The following is a 21,941-nucleotide window of genomic DNA, read 5'->3' as shown; positions in this document are numbered from 1 at the left end:
CAGTCTCTCCTGAGCGTCTCAACCGTCTCTCCGGCCCGTCCCACCGTCTCACCGGTGCGTCCCAAGCGCCTCAGCAGCGCCGGTGAAGGGGGTTCTAAGTATAACCAGCACTAGCCGCAAGCAGAAAATCACATCCTGCGCAATTTTTTTGCCATTTTACTATTTTTTATTTATTTTCAATAATTTATGAGCACCTCCGGCAGGGCGATCTCTGCCAACACACCCCAAAGCCGGTGATCCACCACAAAGCCATGACCCGGCCGCGTCCACGCCCACTCTATATATAGTGAGTCCGCCTTCCGCACCCACAAGGCCAGCCCGACTCGGTTGCCCAAAATTCGGCCAGTTTTCCCGACTCGACTCGCATTTTAGACTTAGAAAGCCGCTCGGGTCCAAGCCCGGGGCTTGCGCATTGGCCCGGGATAAGATCACCTCGCCGCAAAGAAACGTTCGAACGCATTATGAGATGACACCCAAGCAGGTAGCCCCTTTCCCACGCATCCGAACAGTTGGTCTGGACGGTGTGCTGATTTCGTTTGGAGATACGATTTCGGAACCCTCCAATCGTGCCGCCCTCGCGTTCCGCAACGCTGTCGACTCTCTGAATTGGGATGGTGTGGCGGAGACATCGGCCTCGCTTGCTTCGGCCTATATCCGGTTTGATCCAATTCGATTGCCGCACTCCGAAATTCAGGCGCGCCTGGAACAGATTTTAGAGCGACAGAATTGGTATCAGGCATCGCTTCCGGCCGGGCGTCGTCTGTGGAAGGTGCCAACCGTTTATGGCGGCGAGCTTGCGCCGCAACTGGATGAGGCCGCCGCCGCGGCGGGGCTGTCATCCGTCGAAGCCATCAAACGCCTCGGCAACACCTGCGTGCGCGTGCTGACCATAGGCTTCGCGCCTGGTCAGCCCTATCTCGGCCCGCTGGGACCGGAGTTCAACATTCCGCGCCTCAAGGAACTGACGCCGATGGTACCCGAGGGCGCCCTGGTGCTGGCGATTTCCCAGTTTGTGCTGTTTTCGGGGCCGACCCCCACCGGATGGCGGCATGTAGGTCAGACCGCGTTCCGGTGTTTCCGCCCCGAAGCCGAGCAGAGCTTTGCACTGCGCCCCGGGGATGAGATGCAGTTTATTCCGGTTAGCCCGGACGAACTGGATGCCATCCGCGCGACCCGCGATAGCGCGGGCGGCGCGTCCTGCACAGAGATCCCCGCATGAGTCTGCTTGTGCATCAGATCGGACCCGCCTGCACAGTGCAGGATCAGGGGCGCACGGGATATCTGGATCAGGGTCTGTCACGGTCTGGCGCGGCGGATCAGTTGGCACTTCATGAAGGCGCAGCGCTGTTGGGCCAAAGCCCAGATAGCGCTGCATTGGAAATGGCAGGCAAGGGCGGATCGTTCGAGGCCACCGAGCCAGTCAACATTGCCCTGTCCGGTGCGTCGATGCAGGCGAATATCGATGGTACGCCGATCGCCTGGAATGCCTCTTATGCTTTGCAGGCCGGGCAGAAGCTGACCATCGGTGCGGTCACACAAGGAACATATGGCTATCTGCACGTTGGAGGCGGGATTGATGCGCCCCAGTTTCTGGGGTCGCGCTCTGCCCATTTGACCGCGAAGGTCGGGCGCGCAGTGCAGATGGGTGACATGTTGCCGGCAGGTCCGCATGCGGGCAGCGCTGGAATGAAGCTGCGTCCGGAGGATCGGTTCGCCGGTGGCACTCTGCGTGTAGTTGCAAGCTTTCAAACCCCCTTGTTCGAGCAGAGCACGCTGAACCGTTTTGCCCGGACAGCGTTTCGGCGCGGGGCACGGGCGAACCGGATGGGTATGCAACTAAACAGCGATGGCGAGGGTTTCGCTGCCCAAGGTCAGCTGAACATATTGTCCGAGGTGATCACCCCCGGTGACATCCAGATGACTGGCACCGGCAACCCCTTTATCCTTCTGCCCGAATGTCAGACCACCGGAGGCTATCCCCGGATTGCCACCGTTCTGCCCTGTGACCTGCCCCGTGCGGCGCAGACCCCTCCGGGAGGGCAGGTCCGGTTCCAATTCGTGACGATGGAGGAAGCTGTCGCCCTGCATGCAACCTATCTTTCCGATCTGTCACGATTGCGGACACGGGTCGAACCTCTGGTCCTTAACCCACATGACATACCGGATCTGTTGTCCTACCAATTGATCGGCGGAATGGTCTCTGCCACCGAGTAAGGAGTGTTGCCGATGCCCAGCGTCGATCTGAATGCAGATATGGGAGAAAGCTTTGGCCCATGGAAAATGGGCGATGATGACAGCCTGCTGAAGATCATCACATCGGCCAATATAGCCTGCGGCTTTCACGCGGGCGATCCGGATGTGATGGCAAAGACGATGACTCTGGCGGCCCGGAACGGAGTGGGCATCGGTGCGCATCCCGGCTTTCCCGACCTGCAGGGGTTTGGTCGCCGCAACATGAAGGTGCCCCATGACAGCTTGCGCAATCTGGTGCGTTATCAACTGGGCGCGGCGATGGGGATGGCCAAGGCAGTTGGCACCAAAGTCCGACACCTGAAACTGCACGGAGCGCTGGCCAATATGTGCTCGGTCGATATCGACATGGCGCGGGCTTGTTATCTGGGCGCGCTGGACGTGGACCCGGATATCATCATCATGGTTTTAGCCGTCACCAAACAAGAAGAGGCTGTGCGTGAGATTGGCTGCAAATGGGTCGGCGAGATTTTTGCCGACCGCGCCTATAATGATGACGGCACTCTGGTGGATCGCAGCCTGCCCGGCGCGGTTATCCATGACCCGGAGCTTGCCGGGCCGCGCATCCTGAACATGGTCCGCGAAGGCGCCATCATCACCGAATCCGGCAAACTGCTTGAAACCTCGATCGATACGATCTGCCTGCATGGCGATGGACCTACCGCAGTGCAAATCGCTCGGTCCGTGCGCGAGAACCTGATCGCAGGCGGTGTCGAGGTGACAAAATTCACCCGATGACCATGCGGTCGTAAGACCATCGCCCCACCTTCTTACTGTTGCCCGCTTGGACTTCTGACCCTAGCATGACCGCAAGTGCATGTTCTGATTATTGGAAATCCAAGCAAGGCCACGCCCGACTGCCACCGGGTATGCGCAAGGAGGTTTATCAATGTCTTTCGATTTGATGTCGTATCAGCCCCGCGGGGACAAGAAGAACTCGGACTTCTTCAACGAGTACCTGCCGATGATCTACGAACGGCGTACCAGCTCGGGCGTGGCCGATCAGGTTGGGCCGATGCGGGCAATAGTCCTGCAGGTGGAAACCACCGCGCTGTTCGATACGCTGATTGAGCTGTATGTGATGACCCCATATCGCCACACGGCCACATATATGGGGCAGACCCACAAGTTCTCAATCCTGCATTCGCATCCCGATTACCCGGCCATGATCGTGATGGCCCCGCTGAACCCCAGCTTTGAGGACTTCATCCCACGCATCAACCGGATGTACCCGCTGGCGCGTAACACACCACAAACCCGATACGTCGGAGAAATCTATGGTGCGACCGACCTGAAAACGCTCAGCAAGACGCTCGAAGATCAAAACATCCGCTTTGAGTACAAAGGCGATACCGAGAACCCATTCTACACGCAGGATGGGTTCTGCTTCACCACCCCGTCCGATTTTACCTGCAACCGGGTGGGTTATTCCACGCTGGACTTCAATGACCCGGACGGTTTGGGGCTGGGGGACCGCGTGCTGCTGAGCAATGCGGAACGGGCACAACTGGATCAGGCCGCCGCGTTTGGGGCGGACAGCAAAATCTCTCCTTTGATGCTGGGGATCGATCACCTCGCCACCCGCATTCTGGCCGGTGAGCGTGAGGACGCGATCCTCGAGTTCCTGACCATGGTGCCCTATTATTTCTGGGGGGCGTACAACATCTTCGACATGAACTCGTCGACCAATGTGAACAGGAATGCCAATGTGGATGATGACAAGAAGTCACCCGCCAAGGTCTTCACGGCGAACAACACGCCTTCCTTCGTCAATTCCTTTGAACAGTTGCCCATGCCAACCGAGGATTTTGTCCGCAATTTTGGTCGCCGCCTGCATCACATGGCGGTTGAGATTCAGGATGGTGATCACAACGCCGGGGAAAAGAATGTCGATTTCGTTGTCAATACGCTCAAGGACAAGGGCGTGCCGTTCCTGGCGCATGTGGTGGGTGAATGCAAAGACGACCCTAACCTGAAACAGATTTTCTCGAAACACTCAAAAAACACTCTGCTGATCACCGAGTATATCGAGCGCTGCCATCACTATGACGGGTTCTTTACAAAGGACAACGTGGCCGCTCTGACCGCAGCTGCCGGGCAGGATGAGCAATATCAGCACGGCCACGTGTTCGACTAAGGCGTTCTGACAAAAAAAGAGGCTGCGAGTATCCTCGCAGCCAGACCCATTCAGGAGAGTATATGTCGGATCTTATGACGGCCCGATCATGAAACATGTGACATTCCGGGCCTGAAGCCTGCGGCAGGCCAGATCAGCCTGTTCGCGGGTCATGCCCTGAAATGTCGCCTCGAACCCGCGCGAGCTTTGGTTCACCTTGCGCAGGGTTCCTTCCAGAGTGGTCATTTCCGACAGGGCGGTTTTCAGCAAAACCTTTTCCGCCTCGTATCGGGTGGTATAGCGGCCCACATTGACGCCCCACAAATGCCCGCCGGATGTAGACAGCCGGGTCACAATTTCCTGTTCGGGCTCGGGCTGCACGTTCGGGTCGGTCGATGCCAGAACCAGTTTTTCCGGACGTGCGGCTGGCCGCGTTGTGTCGTCGGTTGCAGCCTGAACATCCGCAGCCGCAATGGCTGCGGCGATACCGTCCTGAATGCGCGCACCGTTCTTGGCAGCGGTCGCGGCAACGGTGCCAGCCACCTGTACGGCAGCACCTGGCCCCGGACGTAGCACCGGCCGCAGGCTGGTTTTCGGTGCTCCGGTCAGAGCTGCGACAGTCGCGTCCAACCCGATATTCCCGGCATAGGCCGGACGGGCCGGTTTGCGGATCGGTGCCCGCGACGGTGCGCGGCGGAAACCCATGTCCAGCAGCTCGGCCACTTTGGCATTGCGCGATGCGCCGGATTTACCGCCGAACACGGTGGCGATGATCCGTTCATCTTTGCGCTTGGCCGAAGCCACAAGGTTGAAGCCCGCAGCCCGGGTGTAACCGGTTTTGATCCCATCCGCGCCTTTATAGGCGGCCAGCAGGCGACGGTTCGTGTTCGGAACCGTCTTGATCCCGGCATTGGTCGATTGCCGCGAGAACAGGTTGTAGTACTGCGGGTAATCATACAGCAGGTGACGGCCCAGTGTGGTCATGTCCCGTGCGGTGGACAGGTGACCCGATTCTGTCAAACCATGCGCGTTCTTGAACGTGGTGCGGCTCATCCCCATGGCCTTGGCGGTGCGGGTCATGCGGCGGGCAAAGGCGGCTTCGGACCCGCTGATGGCGATACCGATGGCGGTGGCGGCATCATTGGCCGACTTCACTGCGGCAGCGCGAATCAGATATCGGAAGGCAATCTTCTGCCCTGTGCGCAAACCCAGTTTCGATGGCGGCTCGGACGCGGCTTTCGTGGTGATACGCACCGGTGTGTCCAGCGTGATTTCCCCGTTCCGCACCGCTTCGAACGCGATGTAGAGCGTCATCATCTTGGTCAGCGAAGCCGGATGCAACCGTGTGTCGGCGTTGCGCGAGTGCAGCACCTCTCCGGTTCGTGCATCAATCACCATTGCCGCATAGGGCGCGGCCACCCCTTGCAACGGCGCAAAGGAGAGCAGCCACAAGAATGCTATAAGGAATAAGCCCATTCGGGCCGGAACTGTCCGCCGAACCTGCACGATCTTTGCCTCTGTCTACCTCGAGCCGCCGGGTTTTCCCGGTCAGCTTGTAATTATTTTATTGCTTTAAAGGCTAACACAGGGACCCAATGAAATAAACCAAAAGCTCATCAAATCGCTGTTTGGTTACCCTTTGGATGACATACAACATATGGCCATGCACGTCCCCTGCCCCACCACATCCATGAATGTGACCGGAAAATGCCGCCGCTCTGCGTCGAATTTTCGAAACTGAGACCATTCGGCAACATCAGCCGAGCCGCTGAACAAGGTCCGAGAGCTGGCTCAGGTCCAGCAACTCGCGGTACCGGGGGTTCTCGGCTGGCGTTTCGGCCTGCTCGACCTCCCAGACCAGCCCGTACGGCACATACACACCCCAGCATCCAGCCTGAATTGGGGCCACCACATCGGATCGCATTGAATTGCCGACCATCATGGCCGACGCAGGTCCGCCCTCGTACTGGTTAAAAATCTGCAGATAGGTCTGTGGTGTCTTCTCAGAGACGATTTCAACCCCGTCGAACAGCTCTCCCAATCCGGACTGCGCCAGTTTCCGCTCCTGGTCGATCAGGTCGCCCTTGGTGATCAGCACCACCTGATGAGTCGCCGCCGCGCCCTCGATCGCCTCACGTGCATGGGGCAGCAGCTCGATCGGATGGGCCAGCATCTCTTGCCCGGCTTCGACCAGTTGGCGGATTACCGAGGCCGGAACCCGGTCATTCGTCACCTCGATCGCGGTTTCGATCATCGACAGGGTAAAGCCTTTGATTCCGTACCCGTAGTGACGGATGTTGCGCTTTTCAGCCGCCAGCAGGCGCTCCAACAGATGATCCTTCTCGGCATGATCGGCCAGCAAATCGGTGAAATGAGCCTGTGTGAGCTGAAAAAAACGCTCGTTGTGCCACAAAGTATCATCCGCATCGAAGCCGATTGTGGTAAGGTTTTGACCCATGTCGAATACGTCCTGCTGGCTCTTTTCTCTGGCCAGTACGACGTTATATAAGCGCACAGATAAACCGAAGCCTGAATCGGACAGTAGAACGCAATGCTTGAACACCAATGGATCATGTCTGACAAACCGGACGACGACGACCCAGACTCGTCAGTCCTGGTGCAGACGCGCCCAAAGACCAAGCGCCCGCCACTGTACAAGGTTCTGCTGCTGAATGACGACTACACCCCAATGGAGTTCGTGGTGCATGTACTGGAGCGCTTCTTCAGCATGACCCACGCACAAGCGTTCGAGATCATGTTGACCGTCCACAAAAAAGGCGTCGCGGTCGTGGGTGTGTTCAGCCACGAGATCGCCGAGACCAAAGTAGGTCAGGTCATGGATTTTGCCCGTCGGCATCAGCACCCTCTGCAATGCACCATGGAGCGGGAAGAGTAAGCCCGCGCTGCTCTTTCGAAGTCGTTCATGTCTCCTCGTCTCGATCTCGCCCTGCATAGCGGCCTTTCGCTGTCGCAACCGCTGACGGTGCTTGGACCGACCGCAAGCAGTGACCTGTCTGCCTTGCCCCGCGAGACGCAGGTGGTGCAGCCGTTCAAGCCGTTTCATGATCACTTTGCCAACCAGGGGTTCTCGGTCATTCCTGAAACGGATGAGCCCTGTCAGGACGCCATTGTGTTCCTGCCCCGTGCCAAGGCGCTGGCCCGCTCGATGGTGTATCAGGCGTGCTGTCGCGCCACAGGAGTCGTCGTTGTGGATGGTGCCAAGACAGATGGCGTGGACAGCCTGCTGAAAGACATCCGAAAACGCGTCGCGGTCGAGGGGCCGATCTCCAAGGCCCATGGCAAGATTTTCTGGTTCCGGACGGATCGCCAGACTTTTGCGGATTGGGCCGCGCCCGAGCATCAGACCGCAGACGGCTTTCAGACCGCGCCGGGGGTGTTCTCGGCGGACGGCATCGATCCGGCTTCGGCCCTGTTGCGGGCGGCGCTGCCCGAAAAGCCGGGCGCTCGGGTCGCTGACCTTGGTGCGGGTTGGGGATATATGTCCGCCGGGCTTCTGCAGGCTCCGGGCCTGAAGGCCCTGCATCTGGTCGAGGCCGACCACACCGCGCTTACCTGCGCCCGCACCAATGTAGCTGACCCGCGCGCGCAGTTTCACTGGGCCGATGCGGTGACCTGGCTTGCACCCGAACCCATCGACGCAGTGGTGATGAACCCGCCGTTCCACACCGGCCGCAGCGCCGAACCGGAGCTGGGGCAAGGCTTCATCCGGTCGTCCGCCAGGAACCTGACCCGCACCGGTGCACTGTGGATGGTTGCCAACCGTCACCTGCCCTATGAAACCACTCTGACCGACGTTTTTATCCATGTCGAAGAAGTAACCGGCGACAATCGGTTCAAGGTCTTTCATGCCTCTCGCCCTCGGCGGTGATCCCGGCTAACCTGCGCCGCAACTCAGGAGTTTACGCATGTCCTTTTCCATAGCTGGCAAAACTGCAATCGTGACCGGCGGGGCCAACGGCGTCGGTCTGGCCATCGGGCGTCACTTTGCTGATGCAGGTGCCAATGTGATGTTTGCCGACATGGACGAGAAACGGCTGACCGAGGAGCTGGGGGAACAGGCCGACGACAGTAATATCCGTTTCTTCGCCGGGGACCTGCGGGAAAAGCTGACCATCGCCAACCTTCTGTCCGCCACCATCGACGCGTTCGATCAGGTGGACATTCTGATCAACGGCGCGCGGCAGGTGATCCCCTCCGATCCGCTGGATACCGAAGATGACTCGGTGCGTACCCTGCTAAACCAGAACCTGATGCCTGCCCTGCGGCTGAGCCAGCTAGTCGCCAAACGGATGATCAAACAAGCCGATGACGAGGACGAAAACCCGGCCAGGTCGATCATCAACCTGTCCTCGATTGCCGCCCGGCGCACGCACCCTGATCTGATGGCCTATTCCGTGTCGACTGCCGCACTGGACCAGTTGACCCGCTCACTGGCAGTGGCGCTGGCCCCGAACCGTATCCGGGTGAACTCGATCGCTCTGGGCTCGGTGATGAGTGCCTCGCTGCAATCCACCCTGAAAGAGAACCGCGACTTCCGCGACGACATCGAGAAACACACCCCTCTGGCCCGGATCGCCGCGCCTACCGAGTTGACCGAGACGGCACAGTTTCTAGCCTCGGACGCCGCCGGGTTCATCACCGGGCAAATCCTGACCATTGACGGCGGCCGCACCCTGCTGGATCCCGTCGCAGCCCCGGCCCACTAATCCCCATGTTCGACACTGAAAAATCAACCGCCTCTGCTTGGTTCCGCGATTTGCGCGACCGGATCGTCACCGCATTCGAAGCCCTGGAAGACAGTCACGACAGCGGGCCATTCTCGGATGGGAAGCCCGGCCGGTTCGAGGTCAAGGAAACCACACGCCAATCCGAGGACGGTTCGGACGCGGGTGGCGGGTTGATGTCTGTGATGCGCGGTGGCCGCGTTTTCGAAAAGGTTGGCGTCAACATCTCGACCGTCTACGGCACGCTGGGTGAGCGGGCGCAGCAAGCCATGGCCGCCCGCAAGGGCATTCCCGGCATGGTCGATGATCCACGTTTCTGGGCCTCTGGCATTTCGCTGGTCGCACACATGCAGAACCCGCATGTCCCGGCCGTGCATATGAATACCCGTATGTTCTGGACGCCACACGCATGGTGGTTCGGAGGCGGATCGGACCTGAACCCCTGTATCGAATATGATGAAGACACCGTTCATTTCCACGCCACGCAGAAGGCGCACCTGGACCCGCACGGACCGGGGCACTATCCGCGCCTCAAGGAATGGGCGGACGAATACTTCTATATCCCACACCGGAAACGCGCCCGAGGCGTGGGCGGCATCTTCATGGATGACTACTGCACCGGTGACTGGGCGGCAGATTTTGCGCTGACACAGGATATTGGCCGGGCCTTTTTACCTGCCTTCCTGCCTCTGGTCGAAAAGCGCCGCGTGCAGGGCTTTGACGATGACGATAAAAACACCCAACTGGTGCATCGCGGCCTCTATGCCGAATACAATCTGGTTTACGACCGGGGCACCAAGTTTGGGCTGGAAACCGGCCACGACCCGGACGCAGTGCTGATGAGCCTGCCCCCATTGGCCAAGTGGGTCTGATTTTGGTCAGAAGTCGAAATCCATGATGTTGTCAAAGCAATGGCTCTGTGCTCCGGATGCCGACATATTCTCACCCACGCGGCTGACCGTGATAGAATAGCTTTTCGAGGTGTCGCCGCCTTCGGGCGGCGCCAGCGAAAACTGCACTGTACGCGTCTGCTTGTCATAGGCTTTGGCGACGTAAATGCGCTGGGTCGTCGGCAGGCCGAGGGTGCGGATGGCGAAATCTCCAATACCGCACCAATAGGCGATTGCCGCTGACGAGCCATGGGTGGCCACCTGGTAATTACCATTGTCCAACTGCGTGACCGTTGCGCGATATCCGGGCCTGATTGCAAAGCCAACTCCGACGGCTTGCGCCAGTGTTGGCAGCAAAAGAAGAACAACTGCGCCTGAAACTCTGAAAAACCGCATAGCAACAAATCCTTGGCCTGAAACACATTCGGACATTACCATAAATCATAGGAGGCACGGCTTGTGAGTAAAGCCCGGGCTCATCGGGCGCTCAGCCGACCGCCAACATCCTGCGGCGCCAGGGCAACCGTCTTGATCACCGCATAGCAGGGCTTGCCGGGCTCCAGCCCCAGCGCCTCGACCGAGCGGCGGGTGACGCGGGCCAGTACCGGTCCTGCCGGGGTTTGGACCGACACAATGGCTCCCGGCCCTTCACCCGCGCGGATCGTATCGACTGTTCCTGCCAGCATGTTCAAGGCCGAGAGTCCCTCGGGCCGCTTGCTGGACAGGATCACCTCCTGAGCCGGAATACGGATGCGCAGTTCTTCCCCCACCTGATGCGGAATGCGCGGCAGGAACAGGCGCGCGCCGCCAGCATCCAATTCAGTCAGCCCGTCGGCGTGATGGTCCCGCACCCGAACCTTAAGCACCGCGCCCACAGCACGTACCCCGGCCGGGGCGATCGACGGATCGGCCATCACCTCGGACGCCGGGCCGTGTCGCACCGCCTTGCCGTCCTGAAGCGCAACCACGGAAGTCGCCAGCCGCGCGACCTCGGCCGCGGAATGTGTGACATAGAGAATCGGCACCGAGACCTCATCCCGCAGCCGTTCGAAATAAGGCAGGATCTCAGCCTTGCGTTCGTCGTCCAACGCGGCCAGAGGTTCATCGGCCAGGATCAGCCGTGGACTGGCCAGCAATGCTCGTCCAATCGCCACGCGCTGCTTTTCACCGCCTGACAGGCCAGCAGGACGGCGGTCCAGCAAATGTCCTATGCCCAGCATCTCGATCACTTTGTCCGGGTCCTCGCGGCGCGCTCGTTTCGGCGCAAACCAGCGGCCATAGGACAGGTTCTGCCGCACGGTCAGATGCGGGAACAGACGGCCTTCCTGAAAGATGTAACCCAACCGCCTGCGGTGCGGCGGCAGCCAGAGGTTCTGCTCGGTATCGAAAAGCTCCCACCCGTCTACAGCGATCCGCCCGGCCTTGGGACGCAGCAAACCGGCCACGGCGTTGACCACTGTGGTCTTGCCCGACCCGGAGCGCCCAAACAGAACGGTCACGCCCGAGGGCGCGTCAAAGCTGAGATCCAGCGTTAGGTCGGGCAGATCGTGCTGCAGGCGGACAGACAGACTCATGACCCGGACACCCGGGCAGCGGCGCGACGACCGACATATTCCGACAGTAGCAACGCCCCCATGGCGATGATGATCGACACCACCACCAGCCGCGTCGCCGCGCCCTCGCCCCCCGGCACTTGCAAAAAGGCATAGACTGCCGACGGCAGGGTTTGGGTCTGGCCGGGGATGTTGGAAACAAAGGTTATCGTGGCCCCGAACTCTCCCATCGCTTTGGCAAAGGCAAGAATGGCACCAGCGATCACACCGGGCAGAATCATTGGCAGGGTGACGGTGGCAAAGACGAAGGGGCGCGACGCGCCCAGTGTCGCCCCAGCCTGCTCCAACTTGGGGTCCACCGCCTCGATCGACAGGCGGATGGCCCGCACCATCAACGGAAAGGCCATGATCCCTGCGGCCAGCGCCGCGCCGGTCCAGCGAAAGGCCACGACGATGCCAAACTCGGCCAGCAGCTTGCCCAACGGCCCCTGGATGCCGAAGGTCAGCAATAGCAGATATCCGGTCACCACCGGTGGCAGGATCAGTGGCAGATGCACCAACCCGTTCAGCAACTGACGGCCGGGAAACCGCCAGCGCGCCAGCGCGTAGGCCACAAAAATGCCAAACGGCAAGGTCACCAGCGTAGCCCAAAAGGAAACGCGCAATGACAGTCTGAGCGCCTCAAGCTCTGCTGGCCCCAACCACCCCATGTGTCAGCGATCCGGTAGGGCAAAGCCCTGTGTTATGAAAACTTCCTGGGCGGCGTCCGATTGCAGGTGATCCAGAAACGCCCGAGCTGCGGTTGTGCCGGACGCGGTCACCGCTGCCGGATAGATAACCGGCGGGTGCAGATCGGGCGGGAACGAGGCCACAACCTGAACCCGGTCTTCGACTTGCGCATCCGACTGGTAGACAATCCCCAACGGCGCGGCCCCTGACGCAACCAGCGCGAGCGCCGCGCGAACGTTGTCGGTCTGTGCGATCCGGGTCTGCACATCCTCCCACAGCCCCAGGTTCTGCAGCGCCGCCTTGCCGTAAATTCCCGCTGGCACCGCATCGACCAGCGCCATCGCCAGATGCCCGTTCCCAAGCCTCGCAGGCAGATCGACATCCGGCTGCATCCGGCCGATCTGATCCTGATCTGCACCGCCAATCAGAACCAACCCATTACCCAGCAAATCCACCCGTGAGTCCGCGTCGATCAATTCCTGGTTCTGCAGAACATCCATCCAATCCACATTCGCCGAAATGAACAGATGCGCAGGTGCGCCCAGTTGAATCTGCCGCGCCAATACGGACGAGGCTGCATAGGACACCGTGACCTCATGCCCGGTTTGCTGTTCGAAAACCGGCGCGATCTCGTCCAAGGCATTTTTCAGGCTGGCGGCGGCAAAAACCAAAACCTCCGCCGCTCCGGCCCTTATCGGGGCCAGCGTCAATGTGCCCAACACCAAGGCTGCGATTGCACATCGGCGGGCAAGGGAAAGGATCATGTGCTCTCCCGTCTGGAAAGTTTCAGTTCCTTCGGGAATATCTGAGGGCGCATATGGCACGCAAGCGCCTTTCCCAGGACCGAGGGCGCAGCCTGCCGAAAATGAACAAAATAAACGTGGAGCAATATCAAAGGAACTCGCCTGACCGGGCCGTACATCAAATAAATTGTGCAAGACCCTCTTGCGCCCGCGCGCAGGCTTGGCTACATGCACCGTCACGGGTGATTAGCTCAGTTGGTAGAGCGCTTCGTTTACACCGAAGATGTCGGGAGTTCGAGTCTCTCATCACCCACCATTCCCTGTCTAAATCACGCAAATACCACGGACCCAGCGAAATTCGCACCTGATCTTTGCAACCGATTGCAAATTTTGACCGTTGGCGCGTAGTATTTCATCATGAATTCGCTTGTTAGCCTTCCCCAGTTCCGCGGGCGCCAGTCATGAGTGTCACCCTCAAAGATGTCGCCGCACTGGCCGGCGTGTCCCGCTCGGCCGTTTCACGCACCTTTACCGAGGGCGCTTCGGTGTCGGCCAAGACCCGCAGCAAGGTTGAAAAAGCCGCCAAGGAACTGGGCTACAGTCCCAACGCGCTGGCGTCGTCGCTGACCACGGGACGGACCAAGCTGATCGGGTTGATCTCCAACAACTTCCACAACCCGATCTTCCTTGAGGTATTCGACCAGTTCACCCGCGCCCTGCAGGAACGTGGGCTGCGGCCGCTGATCGTGAATCTGACGGACGAGACCGAACCGGCCAATTCGGTGCGAATGTTGCGGCAATACTCGGTAGATGCCGCCATCGTCGCCTCATCGACTTTGCCACCCAGTTTTGCAAAGGCGTTTCATGACGCGGGCGTTCCGGTGGTACATACATTCGGCCGCTCGGCCACATCGCCAGAAGTTCACGTCGTGGGAATCGACAACGTGGAATGCGGGCGGATGGCAGCGCGTGAACTTCTGGCGCGCGGCTACCGGCGCGTGGGATATCTGGGCGGGCCGAAGGATGCAACATCGGCCATGGACCGGTATCGCGGCTTCATGGAAGAGTTAGAAAAACGCCCCGACATTGAGGTGTCGCATTCCTTCGCTGGGGCCTATTCCTTTGACGCAGGGCGTGCCGAGATGCTGAGATTGCTGGCTGGCACCCCCGCCGAAGGCTATTTCTGCGGTGACGACATCCTGTCCATCGGCGCCCTGTCGGCCCTGCGGGATCACGGGCTGAAACCGGGCACGGATATCGGCATCATCGGCCTCAACGATATGGAAATGTCGCGGTGGGAGAGCGTAGACCTCACTACAATTCACCAGCCGATCAAGCAGATCATCACCTCGTCCGTGGATCTGGTCGAGGAAATGCTGAAGGACCCCAAACGCTACCCCGAGGCGCGGATTTTCCCTTGCCGGGTGATTGAGCGGGGCACGCTGCGGCCCCGCCCCTGATCACTGGAACATCGGCGGGCGCGCGTCTTTCCAGGCGCCGTCCTCTTTGCCCGATGCCACGGCCGCGTGCACAGCGGCAATCGAGCGAACCCCGTCTGACGCGCCCGGCAGGCCGTCGCGGGTCTCGCCCCGGATCGCATCGGCCAGGTCGCAATAGATATTGGCGACCGCCAGCGGAAACCCTTCGGGATGCGCGATGGCCACGCGGGACAGGCGCTGCGCTTCATCATGCAGGCCGCCCTCACCCTTTTCGATGATCTGGGTGCGCCCGCCGACAGGGGTATAGATCAATTGGTTGGGTTGTTCCGAAGTCCAGCGCAGACCGCCGGTTTCACCGAACACCTGAATGTCGAACCCGTGTTGCCGCCCGATGGCCACGGATGAGGTCCATAGGCGGCCGACAGCGCCACCCTCCATCCGGAAGTTGATCATTGCGTCGTCTTCCAGTTCGCGGCTGGAAATGGTCGAAGCCATGTCGGCGGACAGTGTCTTCACCTCATCATCGCAGATGAAGCTGGCCATGTGCAGCGCGTGGATGCCGCAATCAGCGAATTGCCCCGAAACCCCCGCCATCGCTGGATCATAGCGCCAGCGCACACGCGGGTTGTCGGCATCGGTGGCATCGCCATGGTGGCCGTGACTGAAATTGGTGACGACCAGACGCACCTTGCCAATGTCGCCTGCCCGCACCATCGCACGGGCCTGCCGCACCATCGGATAGGCGGAATAGCAGTAATTCACCGCACAGATCTTGCCCGACGCCTCGGTCACGCGGACAATCTCCTCACCCTCTTCCACGGTCATGGTCATCGGCTTTTCGCACAGTACGTTGAACCCGGCCTCAAGGAACGCTTTGGCGATCTCGAAATGGGTGGAGTTTGGCGTGGCAATCGTCACCAGATCGATCCGGTCGGCGCGGCCCTTTTCGCCAGCCAGCATCTCTTGCCAATCGCCATAGGCGCGGTCGGCGGCCACGCCCAGCCGCTGCGCATATTCCCGGCCTACGTCGGGGCGGTGATCCAGCGCACCGGCTGCGAACTCGAACATGCCGTCCGCCTGAGCCCCCAGACGGTGTGCAGGCCCGATCTGGCTTCCTTCGCCACCACCAATCATGCCCCATTTCAGCTTTGCCATGGTATTTGTCTCTCTTAAGTGTTTTGCCGTTCGCGATCAGAAATCGCGGATGTTTTGCCATTGCCGTTGCCGGGAGGACGCCAGCGCCGCGGCGACGACAAGGTTAACCTCGTGCCCGTCGTGGAAGGTGGGCCAGATGGGCTGCCCGGTATGGATCGCCTGCAGGAAATCCTTGGCCTCAATGATGATCTGGTCCTGATAGCCGGTCCCGTGGCCCGGACCCTGACAGAAGGGTTCGTAGTCCGGATGCGCCGGACCGGTCAGGATCTTGGTGAAGCCGCGCTGCGCCTCGGGGCCTTCGCGGCGATAGAACCACAGAGCGTTCTGGTCCTCCTGATCAAAACGCAGAGCGCCCTTGGTGCCAGAAATCTCATAGGCGTAGCCCATCTTGCGGCCTGTCGCGACGCGGCTGACATAGATATTGCCCATCGCACCATTTTCGAACCGGCACATGATCTGCGCGTGATCATCATTGTCCACCATGCCGCCGGGGCGGGAGTGGTGAACGGTCTCGACCTCGGCCATAACCTCGGCAATCGGCCCCATCAGCGCCAGCGCGCCATTGATCATGTGCGGCGCCAGATCGCCCATCGTTCCGTTTGCCATGCCGTTTGTGCGCCAGGTGGCCGGGGCCTCGGGGTCGGCATAAAAATCTTCAGTATGCTCGCCGCGGAACCAGGTGATGTCTCCCAGCTCACCCTCTGCAATCAGTTTTCGCGCGTATTGCGTGGCGGGGGTGCGGGCATAATTGAAGCCGACCATGTTGGTGACACCGGCCGCCTCGGCGGCCGCTACCATGGCTGCTCCATCCTGCATCGACGCGCCAAGCGGCTTTTCGCACAGCACCGGCTTGCCCAAGGCAAAGGACGCTTCGGCGATCTGGCGGTGGGTGTTCTGGGGTGAGGCGATCACTACAGCCTCGACCGCCGGGTCGTTGACCAGCACCCGCCAGTCCTCGGTCGCGCGGCGGAATCCGTACGCCGTCCGATACCGTTCGGCGCTTTCGGGGCTTGAGGCGCAGATCATCTCAAGACGCGGGCGAAGTGCCGTGTTGAACACTGCACCCACCGCCGACATGGCAACGGAATGGGCCTTGCCCATATAGCCACCGCCAACAATTCCAATTCCGATTTCAGGCATCTGTCGCGGCTCCGAACATATCATTTGCAACCGGTTGCAAAATGAGTATCGTGTGAATCGATTCAACGCAAGGTCCAAACTTTGCCGACCCCAGCTTGCCGGAGGAATATGACGTGAGCGCTTTGATAGACGGTATCAAAGGAAACCGGTTCGCCGTGTTGGGGCGTGCGGGCATGGACATGTTCGCCGATCCCATTGGCGTCAAAAGCGAAGATGCTGATACGTTCCACGCCGATCTGGGCGGATCGTCGGCCAATATCTGTGCAGGTCTGGTCAAGTTGGGTAGTCAGGCGTCGCTGGTCACCTCGGTCTCGGATGATGCCATTGGGCGATTCTGCCTGAATCGCCTGCGCCACTATGGCGTCGACACGTCCAATATCCGTGTCGTTGGCGGTGAATACCGCATGTCGCTGGCCGTTTATGAAAGCCGGATCGAGAATTTCCAGAACGTCATCTATCGCAATGGGGCCGTCGATTTTCAGGTCACTGAAGAGGACATGGACAAGGTCGACTATTCCGCCTTCTCCGCCGTGATCTCGGCGGGCACTGTCTTTGCAGCAGAACCCTCGCGCAGCGCCACCTTCCGCGCTTTCGAAAACGCCCGCGCAGCCGGGTTGCCCGTAATTTTCGACATTGATTACCGCCCCTATAGCTGGCCCTCGCCCGAGGTGGCCGCCGACGTCCTGTCGCTCGCCGGAGAGGCCAGTGACCTGATCGTCGGCAATGACGAAGAGTTCGGTTTCATGGCCGGGGGTATCGAAAAGGGTTTCGCCAAGGCCAAGGAACTGGCGGAAAAACCGGGCCGAATCGTCATCTATAAGAAAGGTGAACAGGGCGCGGTGACGCTGGCGGACGGTCAGGAGATCCGCACCGGTATCTACCCTGTCACCGCCGTCAAACCCAACGGCGCGGGCGACAGTTTCATGGCCGGCCTGCTGGCGTCAATCGCGGCGGGGCATTCGCTGAAAGACTCGGTCATGCGCGGGTCGGCCTGTGCCTCGATCGTTGTATCACAACCCGGTTGCGCCCAGGCGATGCCAACAACGCAGCAACTGGACGCATTCCTCGCCACCCACCCCGGCCCGACCACATAGGAGGCTCCCATGCATATCGCGCCCTATGACAATCAGAACAAACCCATCGTCGACGCCGACGACCCGACGGTGCCGCTGAACTATTTCAACATCGTCAAACTGAAAAAGGGTGAGGCGTTCGAATATCAGGTGCCGGGGTATGAAACCTGCATCGCCCCTGCCACCGGTAGCGTGGATGTAGATGTCGAAGGCATGCAGTTCCCCAAGCTCGGCAACCGGGGCGAAGACGTGTGGGATGGCGAGCCCGAGGGTGTCTATGTCCCCGTCGGAGCCAAGGCCCAGATGGTCTGCGTCTCGGACGAGGCCGAAGTGTTTATCGCCGGGGCCAAATACGACAAGGTGCTGGATCCTTTCGACGTCCGCCAGCATGACCTTGTGCAATACGGCAGCGACGACACCAAAACCCATCGCAAGATCAAGCACATCCTCGGTCAGAAACAGCATGACAAGGTGGGCCGCCTGCTGGTCAGTGAGCTGTTCACGGTGGGTCAGGGCGGCTGGTCCGGCTTCCCCAGCCACAAGCACGACACCAACCGTCTGCCGGATGAAAGCCGCCACGACGAGACCTACAACTTCCGCTTCAAACCCAACTGGGGTTCGGGTCTGCAGATGTTGCAGCGTGAGGACAACGAGTCCGGCGATGCCTATCACATCGTCGATGGCTCAACGATCTGCATCGACAAAGGCTACCACCCCTGCTGCGTTTTGCCGGGATACGAGATGTACTATTTCACCATCCTCGGCGGTCTCAGCCAGCGCTCGCTGGTGCAGTATTTCCAACCGACACATGCCTATCAGATCGAGACCATTCCGGGCATCAAAGACATGATCGCGAAATTCAAATGACCCTCGTCACGCTGAAAGACGTCCTGACCCCGGCTTATGAGCAAGGCTATGCCGTAGGCGGCCTTGTCACCCTGGGCTGGGAAGACATGCGCGCTTACGTGGCCGCGGCCGAGGCCGAAAACGCCCCTGTGATCCTGCAGGCTGGCCCCAGCTGCCGCGAACACACGCCGCTGCCCGTTCTGGGCAAGATGTTTCGCCATCTGGCCGAGAACGCCTCAGTCCCTGTGGTCGCCCATCTGGACCACGGCTATACGTTTGAAGAGTGCAAGATCGCGCTGGATAGCGGGTTCACATCGCTGATGTTCGACGGCTCGCGCAAACCGCTGCAGCAAAACATCGACGAAACAGCTGCAATAGCCGAGATGGCCCACGCGGCCGGAATCTCCTGCGAAGGTGAGATCGGTTTTGTCGGCTATTCCGGCGGCGAAGGGTCAAACGGAACCGACCCGGCCGAGGCGGCGCAGTTTGCCCGTGAAAGCGGCGTGGATGCGATGGCCATCTCGGTCGGCAACGTCCATCTGCAGCAAAACAAAGAGGGCGGTCTGGACGAGGATCGCATACGCCAGATCGACGCCATAACCGAAGTGCCACTGGTGATCCATGGCGGTTCTGGCGTTCCGGTCGAGCAGCGCAAGCGTCTCGCCCGCGAAACCTCGATCTGCAAGTTCAACATCGGAACCGAGCTGCGCATGGCCTTCGGTGCAGCGCTGCGCGAGGCGGTGAACCGCGACCCCAACAGGTTCGACCGCGTCACCATCCTGAAAGAAACCCACGATCCGGTCGAGGCAGCCGCCCGTACTGTCATTCGCGCTTTCGGAGCGCCGCCGCAAAGATAAGCCGCTAGAGCGTAAAAAAATCCCGGAAAGCCATTAGCGCCACTTCCGGGTCGCCTGCCGCAAAGGCTTCCATTCCGACTGGCCCACGGTAACCCATATCATTCAACGCCTGTGCAACTGCCGCGAAATTGATCTCACCCGATCCCGGCTCGCACCGGCCCGGATTGTCAGCAACCTGAACTTCTCCAATCCAAGGCAAGCATTTTTCGCACCAGCGGATCAGGTCACCCTCTCCGATCTGCGTGTGATACAGGTCGAGATTAATGCGCAATTGTGGGCGATCAATAGCTGAGACCAAATCCAATACATCCGCTGTCGACCCGAACGGACAACCGGGATGGTCCAGCCGATTCAGGTTCTCCAGCGTGAATACCGCACCTTCTTCCTCAGCCAGATCGCAAATTCGGCTCAGTGTATCCCGCGCTTTTAACCACATTTTCCCCGTGACGGATTCGTGCTGCCAGATTGGAATACCGCCATCACCCAGTCCTGTACCGTGCAAGTTTAAACGATCCACACCCAAACGTTTGCCGATCTGCACTGTTTCGCGCGCAGATTTCAGCAACATATCTGCGCCTTGGTCATCCGCAAGACGGCCTTCGAGATAGCCGTTCATGATCGTGAAATTCGCGCCGACGCGTTCGAGTTTATCGAGATCCCACTCAGGCCAGTTCCACAGACCTACACCGAACCCCATTTCCGTCAAGCGAGCGGCGCGCCAATCGATTGGCTTATCCAGCCAAAGCATTTCGGCACAGGCTGCCAATTGGAATGGTTGGGACATCCTAAACCTCAGAATATGGGACCATCAGATCGACCCGCCTTCGACCATGAAATTCCCCGCGCTGCACATGGCAGCATCGTCAGAGGCCAAAAACAGCACCATCCGCGCCACGTAGACCGGATCAATCGGGTCCGGCAGGCATTGGCGGTCGACCTGCTTGGCCAGTGCTTCGGGCGTAACCCAGAGGTCCTTCTGGCGCTCGGTCATGATCCAACCGGGCACTACCGTGTTCACGCGAATACGGTGATCTCCCAGTTCGCGCGCCATCGTGCGGGTCAGGCCATGCACGGCCGATTTTGCGGTGGCATAGGCCGGGAAGCCCGCGCCGGCCTCCCACCATGAGTTTGAGCCGAGGTTGACGATGGCCCCACCGCCCCGTTCGATCATCGCTGGCGCGACAGATTGGATGGCAAAGAACATGTGTCGGATATTGGTCGCCATACGCTCGTCCCAGTAGTCCGGCGTCACCTCGCGCCAATCGTGCCGGTCGTCACGCGCAGCGTTGTTGACCAAGACATGAGCCGCACCAAGTTCGTCCGTCAACTCTGCCAATGCGATACGCAGCGCTTCGACATCGCGCAAGTCGCATTGGGCGAAGACGTGTTCGCCGTCCACCTGCGCCAACAGCGCGTGCCCCGCGTCCGCGTCAATATCCAGAATCCCGACCTTGGCCCCTTGGGCCGCGAAGGCTCGGACTGTTTCTGCACCAATTCCCCCTGCCCCGCCGGTGATGAAAACGGTCTTGCCGTTCAGACTGGGATAGGTGGCAAAGTCTCGGGTCATCCGTCACGCTCCATGATCCATTCGACCTCGGGGGCCGCCACAAAACGCCATTTCCGCAACGGTCCGGCCATGACATTCAGATAGTACATCTCAAACCCATAGGGCGCACCGCAAGGGTGATGGCCGCGCGGGACAGTCACAACATCGCCATCGGATACGGCCATCGTCTCGTCCAACTGGCCGTCATCGGTATAAACTCGCTGGATACCAAATCCGGTGGCCGGGTTGAGGCGGTGGTAATAGGTCTCCTCCAGATAAGTGATCCGGGGATAATCATCCTCATCATGGCGGTGGCTGGGATAAGACGACCAGTGGCCATTCGGCGTGAACACCTCGGTCACCAGCAGGCTGTCGGCATAGTCCTCGTTCTCCATCGCGATATTGTTTATATGGCGCGTGTTCACGCCCTTGCCGCGCTCGGTCAGGGTAATGCCGTCAGGGCCGATGCGCCGGGCCTGATGCCCGCCTTTGCCGGGGGCCGAGCAGACGGCGATGACGCAATCAGTTTCGGCGACAGCTTCCCACTCGGTTCCGTTGGGCAGGTACAGACAATGCGGCGGTGACTTTTCGAAAACGTCCAAACGGTCGCCCAGAACGCCCCAATTCTGCCCGGCCCCGGTGATCTGCGCCTTGCCTTCGACCATGACCAAGATGACCTCGCGGTCGCCCGTGGCCTCGGCGGCTTCGTCACCTGCACGCAGATGATAAAGGCCGAAACCGACATAGCGCCACCCTGCACTGGCCGGAGTGATATCGTGGACCTTGCCGCGGGTCCCGAACGGTTTCTTGAGCAGGTCTGCCATGGTGTCGTCTCCTTGATGGGTGGGCGAACAGCTCA

General features: G+C 60.1%; 23 protein-coding genes and 1 tRNA gene. 13 read left to right on the top strand and 11 right to left on the bottom strand.

What is annotated here, in order from left to right:
• Window positions 1–466: 466 nt before the first annotated feature.
• The 4 genes from ACR0IK_RS13785 (at window position 467) to ACR0IK_RS13770 (ending at window position 4,387) form a co-directional block, all read left to right on the top strand.
• On the top strand, window positions 467–1,219 hold the full coding sequence (locus tag ACR0IK_RS13785) for a 5-oxoprolinase subunit B family protein (protein ID WP_480641873.1): 753 nt from the start codon (window positions 467–469) through the stop codon (window positions 1,217–1,219).
• The gene (locus tag ACR0IK_RS13780) at window positions 1,216–2,214 is read left to right on the top strand and encodes a 5-oxoprolinase subunit C family protein (protein ID WP_480596453.1); all 999 of its coding nucleotides are present in this window, start codon (window positions 1,216–1,218) and stop codon (window positions 2,212–2,214) included. The genes ACR0IK_RS13785 and ACR0IK_RS13780 overlap by 4 nt, the downstream gene beginning before the upstream one ends.
• 12 nt (window positions 2,215–2,226) lie before the next feature.
• A complete protein-coding gene (locus ACR0IK_RS13775; protein WP_480596455.1) occupies window positions 2,227–2,988 on the top strand; it encodes a LamB/YcsF family protein in 762 nt (253 codons plus the stop codon).
• A gap of 151 nt (window positions 2,989–3,139) precedes the next feature.
• A complete protein-coding gene (locus ACR0IK_RS13770) occupies window positions 3,140–4,387 on the top strand; it encodes a hypothetical protein (RefSeq protein WP_480596457.1) in 1,248 nt (415 codons plus the stop codon).
• Between the two features lie 72 nt (window positions 4,388–4,459).
• Here ACR0IK_RS13770 and ACR0IK_RS13765 read toward each other — a convergent pair whose 3' ends face one another.
• Both ACR0IK_RS13765 and ACR0IK_RS13760 read right to left on the bottom strand, forming a co-directional pair.
• On the bottom strand, window positions 4,460–5,842 hold the full coding sequence (locus tag ACR0IK_RS13765; protein ID WP_480641872.1) for a D-alanyl-D-alanine carboxypeptidase family protein: 1,383 nt from the start codon (window positions 5,840–5,842) through the stop codon (window positions 4,460–4,462).
• 280 nt (window positions 5,843–6,122) lie between these two features.
• On the bottom strand, window positions 6,123–6,824 hold the full coding sequence (locus ACR0IK_RS13760; protein WP_480641871.1) for an HAD family hydrolase: 702 nt from the start codon (window positions 6,822–6,824) through the stop codon (window positions 6,123–6,125).
• A 93-nt stretch (window positions 6,825–6,917) separates the two neighbouring features.
• On the opposite strand from ACR0IK_RS13760, the gene clpS reads away from it, so the two are divergent.
• From clpS to hemF, 4 genes are read left to right on the top strand one after another with little or no spacing between them, the layout of a single operon-like run.
• On the top strand, window positions 6,918–7,262 hold the full coding sequence (gene clpS / locus ACR0IK_RS13755) for an ATP-dependent Clp protease adapter ClpS (RefSeq protein ID WP_480596463.1): 345 nt from the start codon (window positions 6,918–6,920) through the stop codon (window positions 7,260–7,262).
• Window positions 7,263–7,289: 27 nt separating this feature from the next.
• Window positions 7,290–8,255 carry a class I SAM-dependent methyltransferase gene (locus tag ACR0IK_RS13750; protein WP_480641870.1) on the top strand — a complete coding sequence of 322 codons (966 nt, stop codon included), beginning with the start codon at window positions 7,290–7,292 and terminating at the stop codon, window positions 8,253–8,255.
• Window positions 8,256–8,292: 37 nt separating this feature from the next.
• Window positions 8,293–9,093, top strand: a complete 801-nt coding sequence (locus ACR0IK_RS13745; RefSeq protein ID WP_480596468.1) for an SDR family NAD(P)-dependent oxidoreductase — start codon at window positions 8,293–8,295, stop codon at window positions 9,091–9,093.
• 5 nt (window positions 9,094–9,098) lie between these two features.
• Entirely contained in the window at window positions 9,099–9,983 is an 885-nt protein-coding gene (gene hemF, locus ACR0IK_RS13740) for an oxygen-dependent coproporphyrinogen oxidase (RefSeq protein ID WP_480596470.1), read from the top strand.
• A gap of 6 nt (window positions 9,984–9,989) precedes the next feature.
• On the opposite strand, the gene ACR0IK_RS13735 is transcribed toward hemF, so the two are convergent.
• The 4 genes from ACR0IK_RS13735 to modA all read right to left on the bottom strand — a co-directional run bounded on the left by ACR0IK_RS13735 (window position 9,990) and on the right by modA (window position 13,047).
• A complete protein-coding gene (locus ACR0IK_RS13735) occupies window positions 9,990–10,397 on the bottom strand; it encodes a hypothetical protein (RefSeq protein WP_480641869.1) in 408 nt (135 codons plus the stop codon).
• A gap of 80 nt (window positions 10,398–10,477) precedes the next feature.
• Entirely contained in the window at window positions 10,478–11,575 is a 1,098-nt protein-coding gene (gene modC / locus ACR0IK_RS13730; RefSeq protein WP_480641868.1) for a molybdenum ABC transporter ATP-binding protein, read from the bottom strand.
• Window positions 11,572–12,264, bottom strand: a complete 693-nt coding sequence (modB, locus tag ACR0IK_RS13725) for a molybdate ABC transporter permease subunit (RefSeq protein ID WP_480641867.1) — start codon at window positions 12,262–12,264, stop codon at window positions 11,572–11,574. The genes modC and modB overlap by 4 nt, the downstream gene beginning before the upstream one ends.
• Before the next feature lie 3 nt (window positions 12,265–12,267).
• On the bottom strand, window positions 12,268–13,047 hold the full coding sequence (gene modA, locus ACR0IK_RS13720; RefSeq protein ID WP_480641866.1) for a molybdate ABC transporter substrate-binding protein: 780 nt from the start codon (window positions 13,045–13,047) through the stop codon (window positions 12,268–12,270).
• Between the two features lie 219 nt (window positions 13,048–13,266).
• Between modA and ACR0IK_RS13715 the strand changes: the two genes are divergently transcribed.
• Both ACR0IK_RS13715 and ACR0IK_RS13710 read left to right on the top strand, forming a co-directional pair.
• Window positions 13,267–13,342, top strand: a tRNA-Val gene (locus ACR0IK_RS13715).
• A gap of 145 nt (window positions 13,343–13,487) precedes the next feature.
• Complete coding sequence (locus ACR0IK_RS13710; protein ID WP_480596482.1) at window positions 13,488–14,486, top strand: LacI family DNA-binding transcriptional regulator; 999 nt, start codon at window positions 13,488–13,490, stop codon at window positions 14,484–14,486.
• Here the strand turns inward: ACR0IK_RS13710 and ACR0IK_RS13705 are convergent, their stop codons facing one another.
• Both ACR0IK_RS13705 and ACR0IK_RS13700 read right to left on the bottom strand, forming a co-directional pair.
• Window positions 14,487–15,620: a Gfo/Idh/MocA family protein gene (locus tag ACR0IK_RS13705; RefSeq protein ID WP_480596486.1), complete on the bottom strand. Its 1,134-nt coding sequence runs from the start codon at window positions 15,618–15,620 to the stop codon at window positions 14,487–14,489. It lies immediately after the preceding gene.
• 36 nt (window positions 15,621–15,656) lie between these two features.
• Window positions 15,657–16,760: a Gfo/Idh/MocA family protein gene (locus ACR0IK_RS13700; RefSeq protein ID WP_480641865.1), complete on the bottom strand. Its 1,104-nt coding sequence runs from the start codon at window positions 16,758–16,760 to the stop codon at window positions 15,657–15,659.
• 113 nt (window positions 16,761–16,873) lie between these two features.
• On the opposite strand from ACR0IK_RS13700, the gene iolC reads away from it, so the two are divergent.
• Genes iolC through ACR0IK_RS13685 form a run of 3 tightly spaced genes read left to right on the top strand, consistent with a single transcriptional unit; the run spans window position 16,874 to window position 19,536 of the window.
• Complete coding sequence (iolC, locus tag ACR0IK_RS13695; RefSeq protein WP_480596490.1) at window positions 16,874–17,854, top strand: 5-dehydro-2-deoxygluconokinase; 981 nt, start codon at window positions 16,874–16,876, stop codon at window positions 17,852–17,854.
• 9 nt (window positions 17,855–17,863) lie between these two features.
• Window positions 17,864–18,700, top strand: coding sequence for a 5-deoxy-glucuronate isomerase (locus ACR0IK_RS13690; RefSeq protein WP_480641864.1), 837 nt, complete (start codon window positions 17,864–17,866; stop codon window positions 18,698–18,700).
• The gene (locus ACR0IK_RS13685; protein WP_480596494.1) at window positions 18,697–19,536 is read left to right on the top strand and encodes a class II fructose-bisphosphate aldolase; all 840 of its coding nucleotides are present in this window, start codon (window positions 18,697–18,699) and stop codon (window positions 19,534–19,536) included. The genes ACR0IK_RS13690 and ACR0IK_RS13685 overlap by 4 nt, the downstream gene beginning before the upstream one ends.
• Window positions 19,537–19,540: 4 nt before the next feature.
• On the opposite strand, the gene ACR0IK_RS13680 is transcribed toward ACR0IK_RS13685, so the two are convergent.
• From ACR0IK_RS13680 to iolB, 3 genes are read right to left on the bottom strand one after another with little or no spacing between them, the layout of a single operon-like run.
• On the bottom strand, window positions 19,541–20,320 hold the full coding sequence (locus ACR0IK_RS13680) for a TIM barrel protein (protein ID WP_480596496.1): 780 nt from the start codon (window positions 20,318–20,320) through the stop codon (window positions 19,541–19,543).
• 24 nt (window positions 20,321–20,344) lie between these two features.
• Window positions 20,345–21,103 carry an SDR family NAD(P)-dependent oxidoreductase gene (locus ACR0IK_RS13675; protein WP_480596498.1) on the bottom strand — a complete coding sequence of 253 codons (759 nt, stop codon included), beginning with the start codon at window positions 21,101–21,103 and terminating at the stop codon, window positions 20,345–20,347.
• On the bottom strand, window positions 21,100–21,906 hold the full coding sequence (gene iolB, locus ACR0IK_RS13670; protein WP_480641863.1) for a 5-deoxy-glucuronate isomerase: 807 nt from the start codon (window positions 21,904–21,906) through the stop codon (window positions 21,100–21,102). The genes ACR0IK_RS13675 and iolB overlap by 4 nt, the downstream gene beginning before the upstream one ends.
• Window positions 21,907–21,941: the final 35 nt, after the last annotated feature.

The organism is Ruegeria sp. BF7 (assembly GCF_056538605.1).
Note: the sequence above shows the minus strand (reverse complement) of the source record. Positions and strands in the feature narration are given on the sequence as shown.

Bases quoted from the DNA above. Each gene is read 5' to 3' on its own strand.
- ACR0IK_RS13785 (WP_480641873.1), top strand. From the start codon at position 467: ATGACACCCAAGCAGGTAGCCCCTTTCCCACGCATCCGAACAGTTGGT.
- ACR0IK_RS13780 (WP_480596453.1), top strand. From the start codon at position 1,216: ATGAGTCTGCTTGTGCATCAGATCGGACCCGCCTGCACAGTGCAGGAT.
- ACR0IK_RS13775 (WP_480596455.1), top strand. From the start codon at position 2,227: ATGCCCAGCGTCGATCTGAATGCAGATATGGGAGAAAGCTTTGGCCCA.
- ACR0IK_RS13770 (WP_480596457.1), top strand. From the start codon at position 3,140: ATGTCTTTCGATTTGATGTCGTATCAGCCCCGCGGGGACAAGAAGAAC.
- ACR0IK_RS13765 (WP_480641872.1), bottom strand. From the start codon at position 5,842: ATGGGCTTATTCCTTATAGCATTCTTGTGGCTGCTCTCCTTTGCGCCG.
- ACR0IK_RS13760 (WP_480641871.1), bottom strand. From the start codon at position 6,824: ATGGGTCAAAACCTTACCACAATCGGCTTCGATGCGGATGATACTTTG.
- clpS (WP_480596463.1), top strand. From the start codon at position 6,918: ATGCTTGAACACCAATGGATCATGTCTGACAAACCGGACGACGACGAC.
- ACR0IK_RS13750 (WP_480641870.1), top strand. From the start codon at position 7,290: ATGTCTCCTCGTCTCGATCTCGCCCTGCATAGCGGCCTTTCGCTGTCG.
- ACR0IK_RS13745 (WP_480596468.1), top strand. From the start codon at position 8,293: ATGTCCTTTTCCATAGCTGGCAAAACTGCAATCGTGACCGGCGGGGCC.
- hemF (WP_480596470.1), top strand. From the start codon at position 9,099: ATGTTCGACACTGAAAAATCAACCGCCTCTGCTTGGTTCCGCGATTTG.
- ACR0IK_RS13735 (WP_480641869.1), bottom strand. From the start codon at position 10,397: ATGCGGTTTTTCAGAGTTTCAGGCGCAGTTGTTCTTCTTTTGCTGCCA.
- modC (WP_480641868.1), bottom strand. From the start codon at position 11,575: ATGAGTCTGTCTGTCCGCCTGCAGCACGATCTGCCCGACCTAACGCTG.
- modB (WP_480641867.1), bottom strand. From the start codon at position 12,264: ATGGGGTGGTTGGGGCCAGCAGAGCTTGAGGCGCTCAGACTGTCATTG.
- modA (WP_480641866.1), bottom strand. From the start codon at position 13,047: ATGATCCTTTCCCTTGCCCGCCGATGTGCAATCGCAGCCTTGGTGTTG.
- ACR0IK_RS13710 (WP_480596482.1), top strand. From the start codon at position 13,488: ATGAGTGTCACCCTCAAAGATGTCGCCGCACTGGCCGGCGTGTCCCGC.
- ACR0IK_RS13705 (WP_480596486.1), bottom strand. From the start codon at position 15,620: ATGGCAAAGCTGAAATGGGGCATGATTGGTGGTGGCGAAGGAAGCCAG.
- ACR0IK_RS13700 (WP_480641865.1), bottom strand. From the start codon at position 16,760: ATGCCTGAAATCGGAATTGGAATTGTTGGCGGTGGCTATATGGGCAAG.
- ACR0IK_RS13690 (WP_480641864.1), top strand. From the start codon at position 17,864: ATGCATATCGCGCCCTATGACAATCAGAACAAACCCATCGTCGACGCC.
- ACR0IK_RS13685 (WP_480596494.1), top strand. From the start codon at position 18,697: ATGACCCTCGTCACGCTGAAAGACGTCCTGACCCCGGCTTATGAGCAA.
- ACR0IK_RS13680 (WP_480596496.1), bottom strand. From the start codon at position 20,320: ATGTCCCAACCATTCCAATTGGCAGCCTGTGCCGAAATGCTTTGGCTG.
- ACR0IK_RS13675 (WP_480596498.1), bottom strand. From the start codon at position 21,103: ATGACCCGAGACTTTGCCACCTATCCCAGTCTGAACGGCAAGACCGTT.
- iolB (WP_480641863.1), bottom strand. From the start codon at position 21,906: ATGGCAGACCTGCTCAAGAAACCGTTCGGGACCCGCGGCAAGGTCCAC.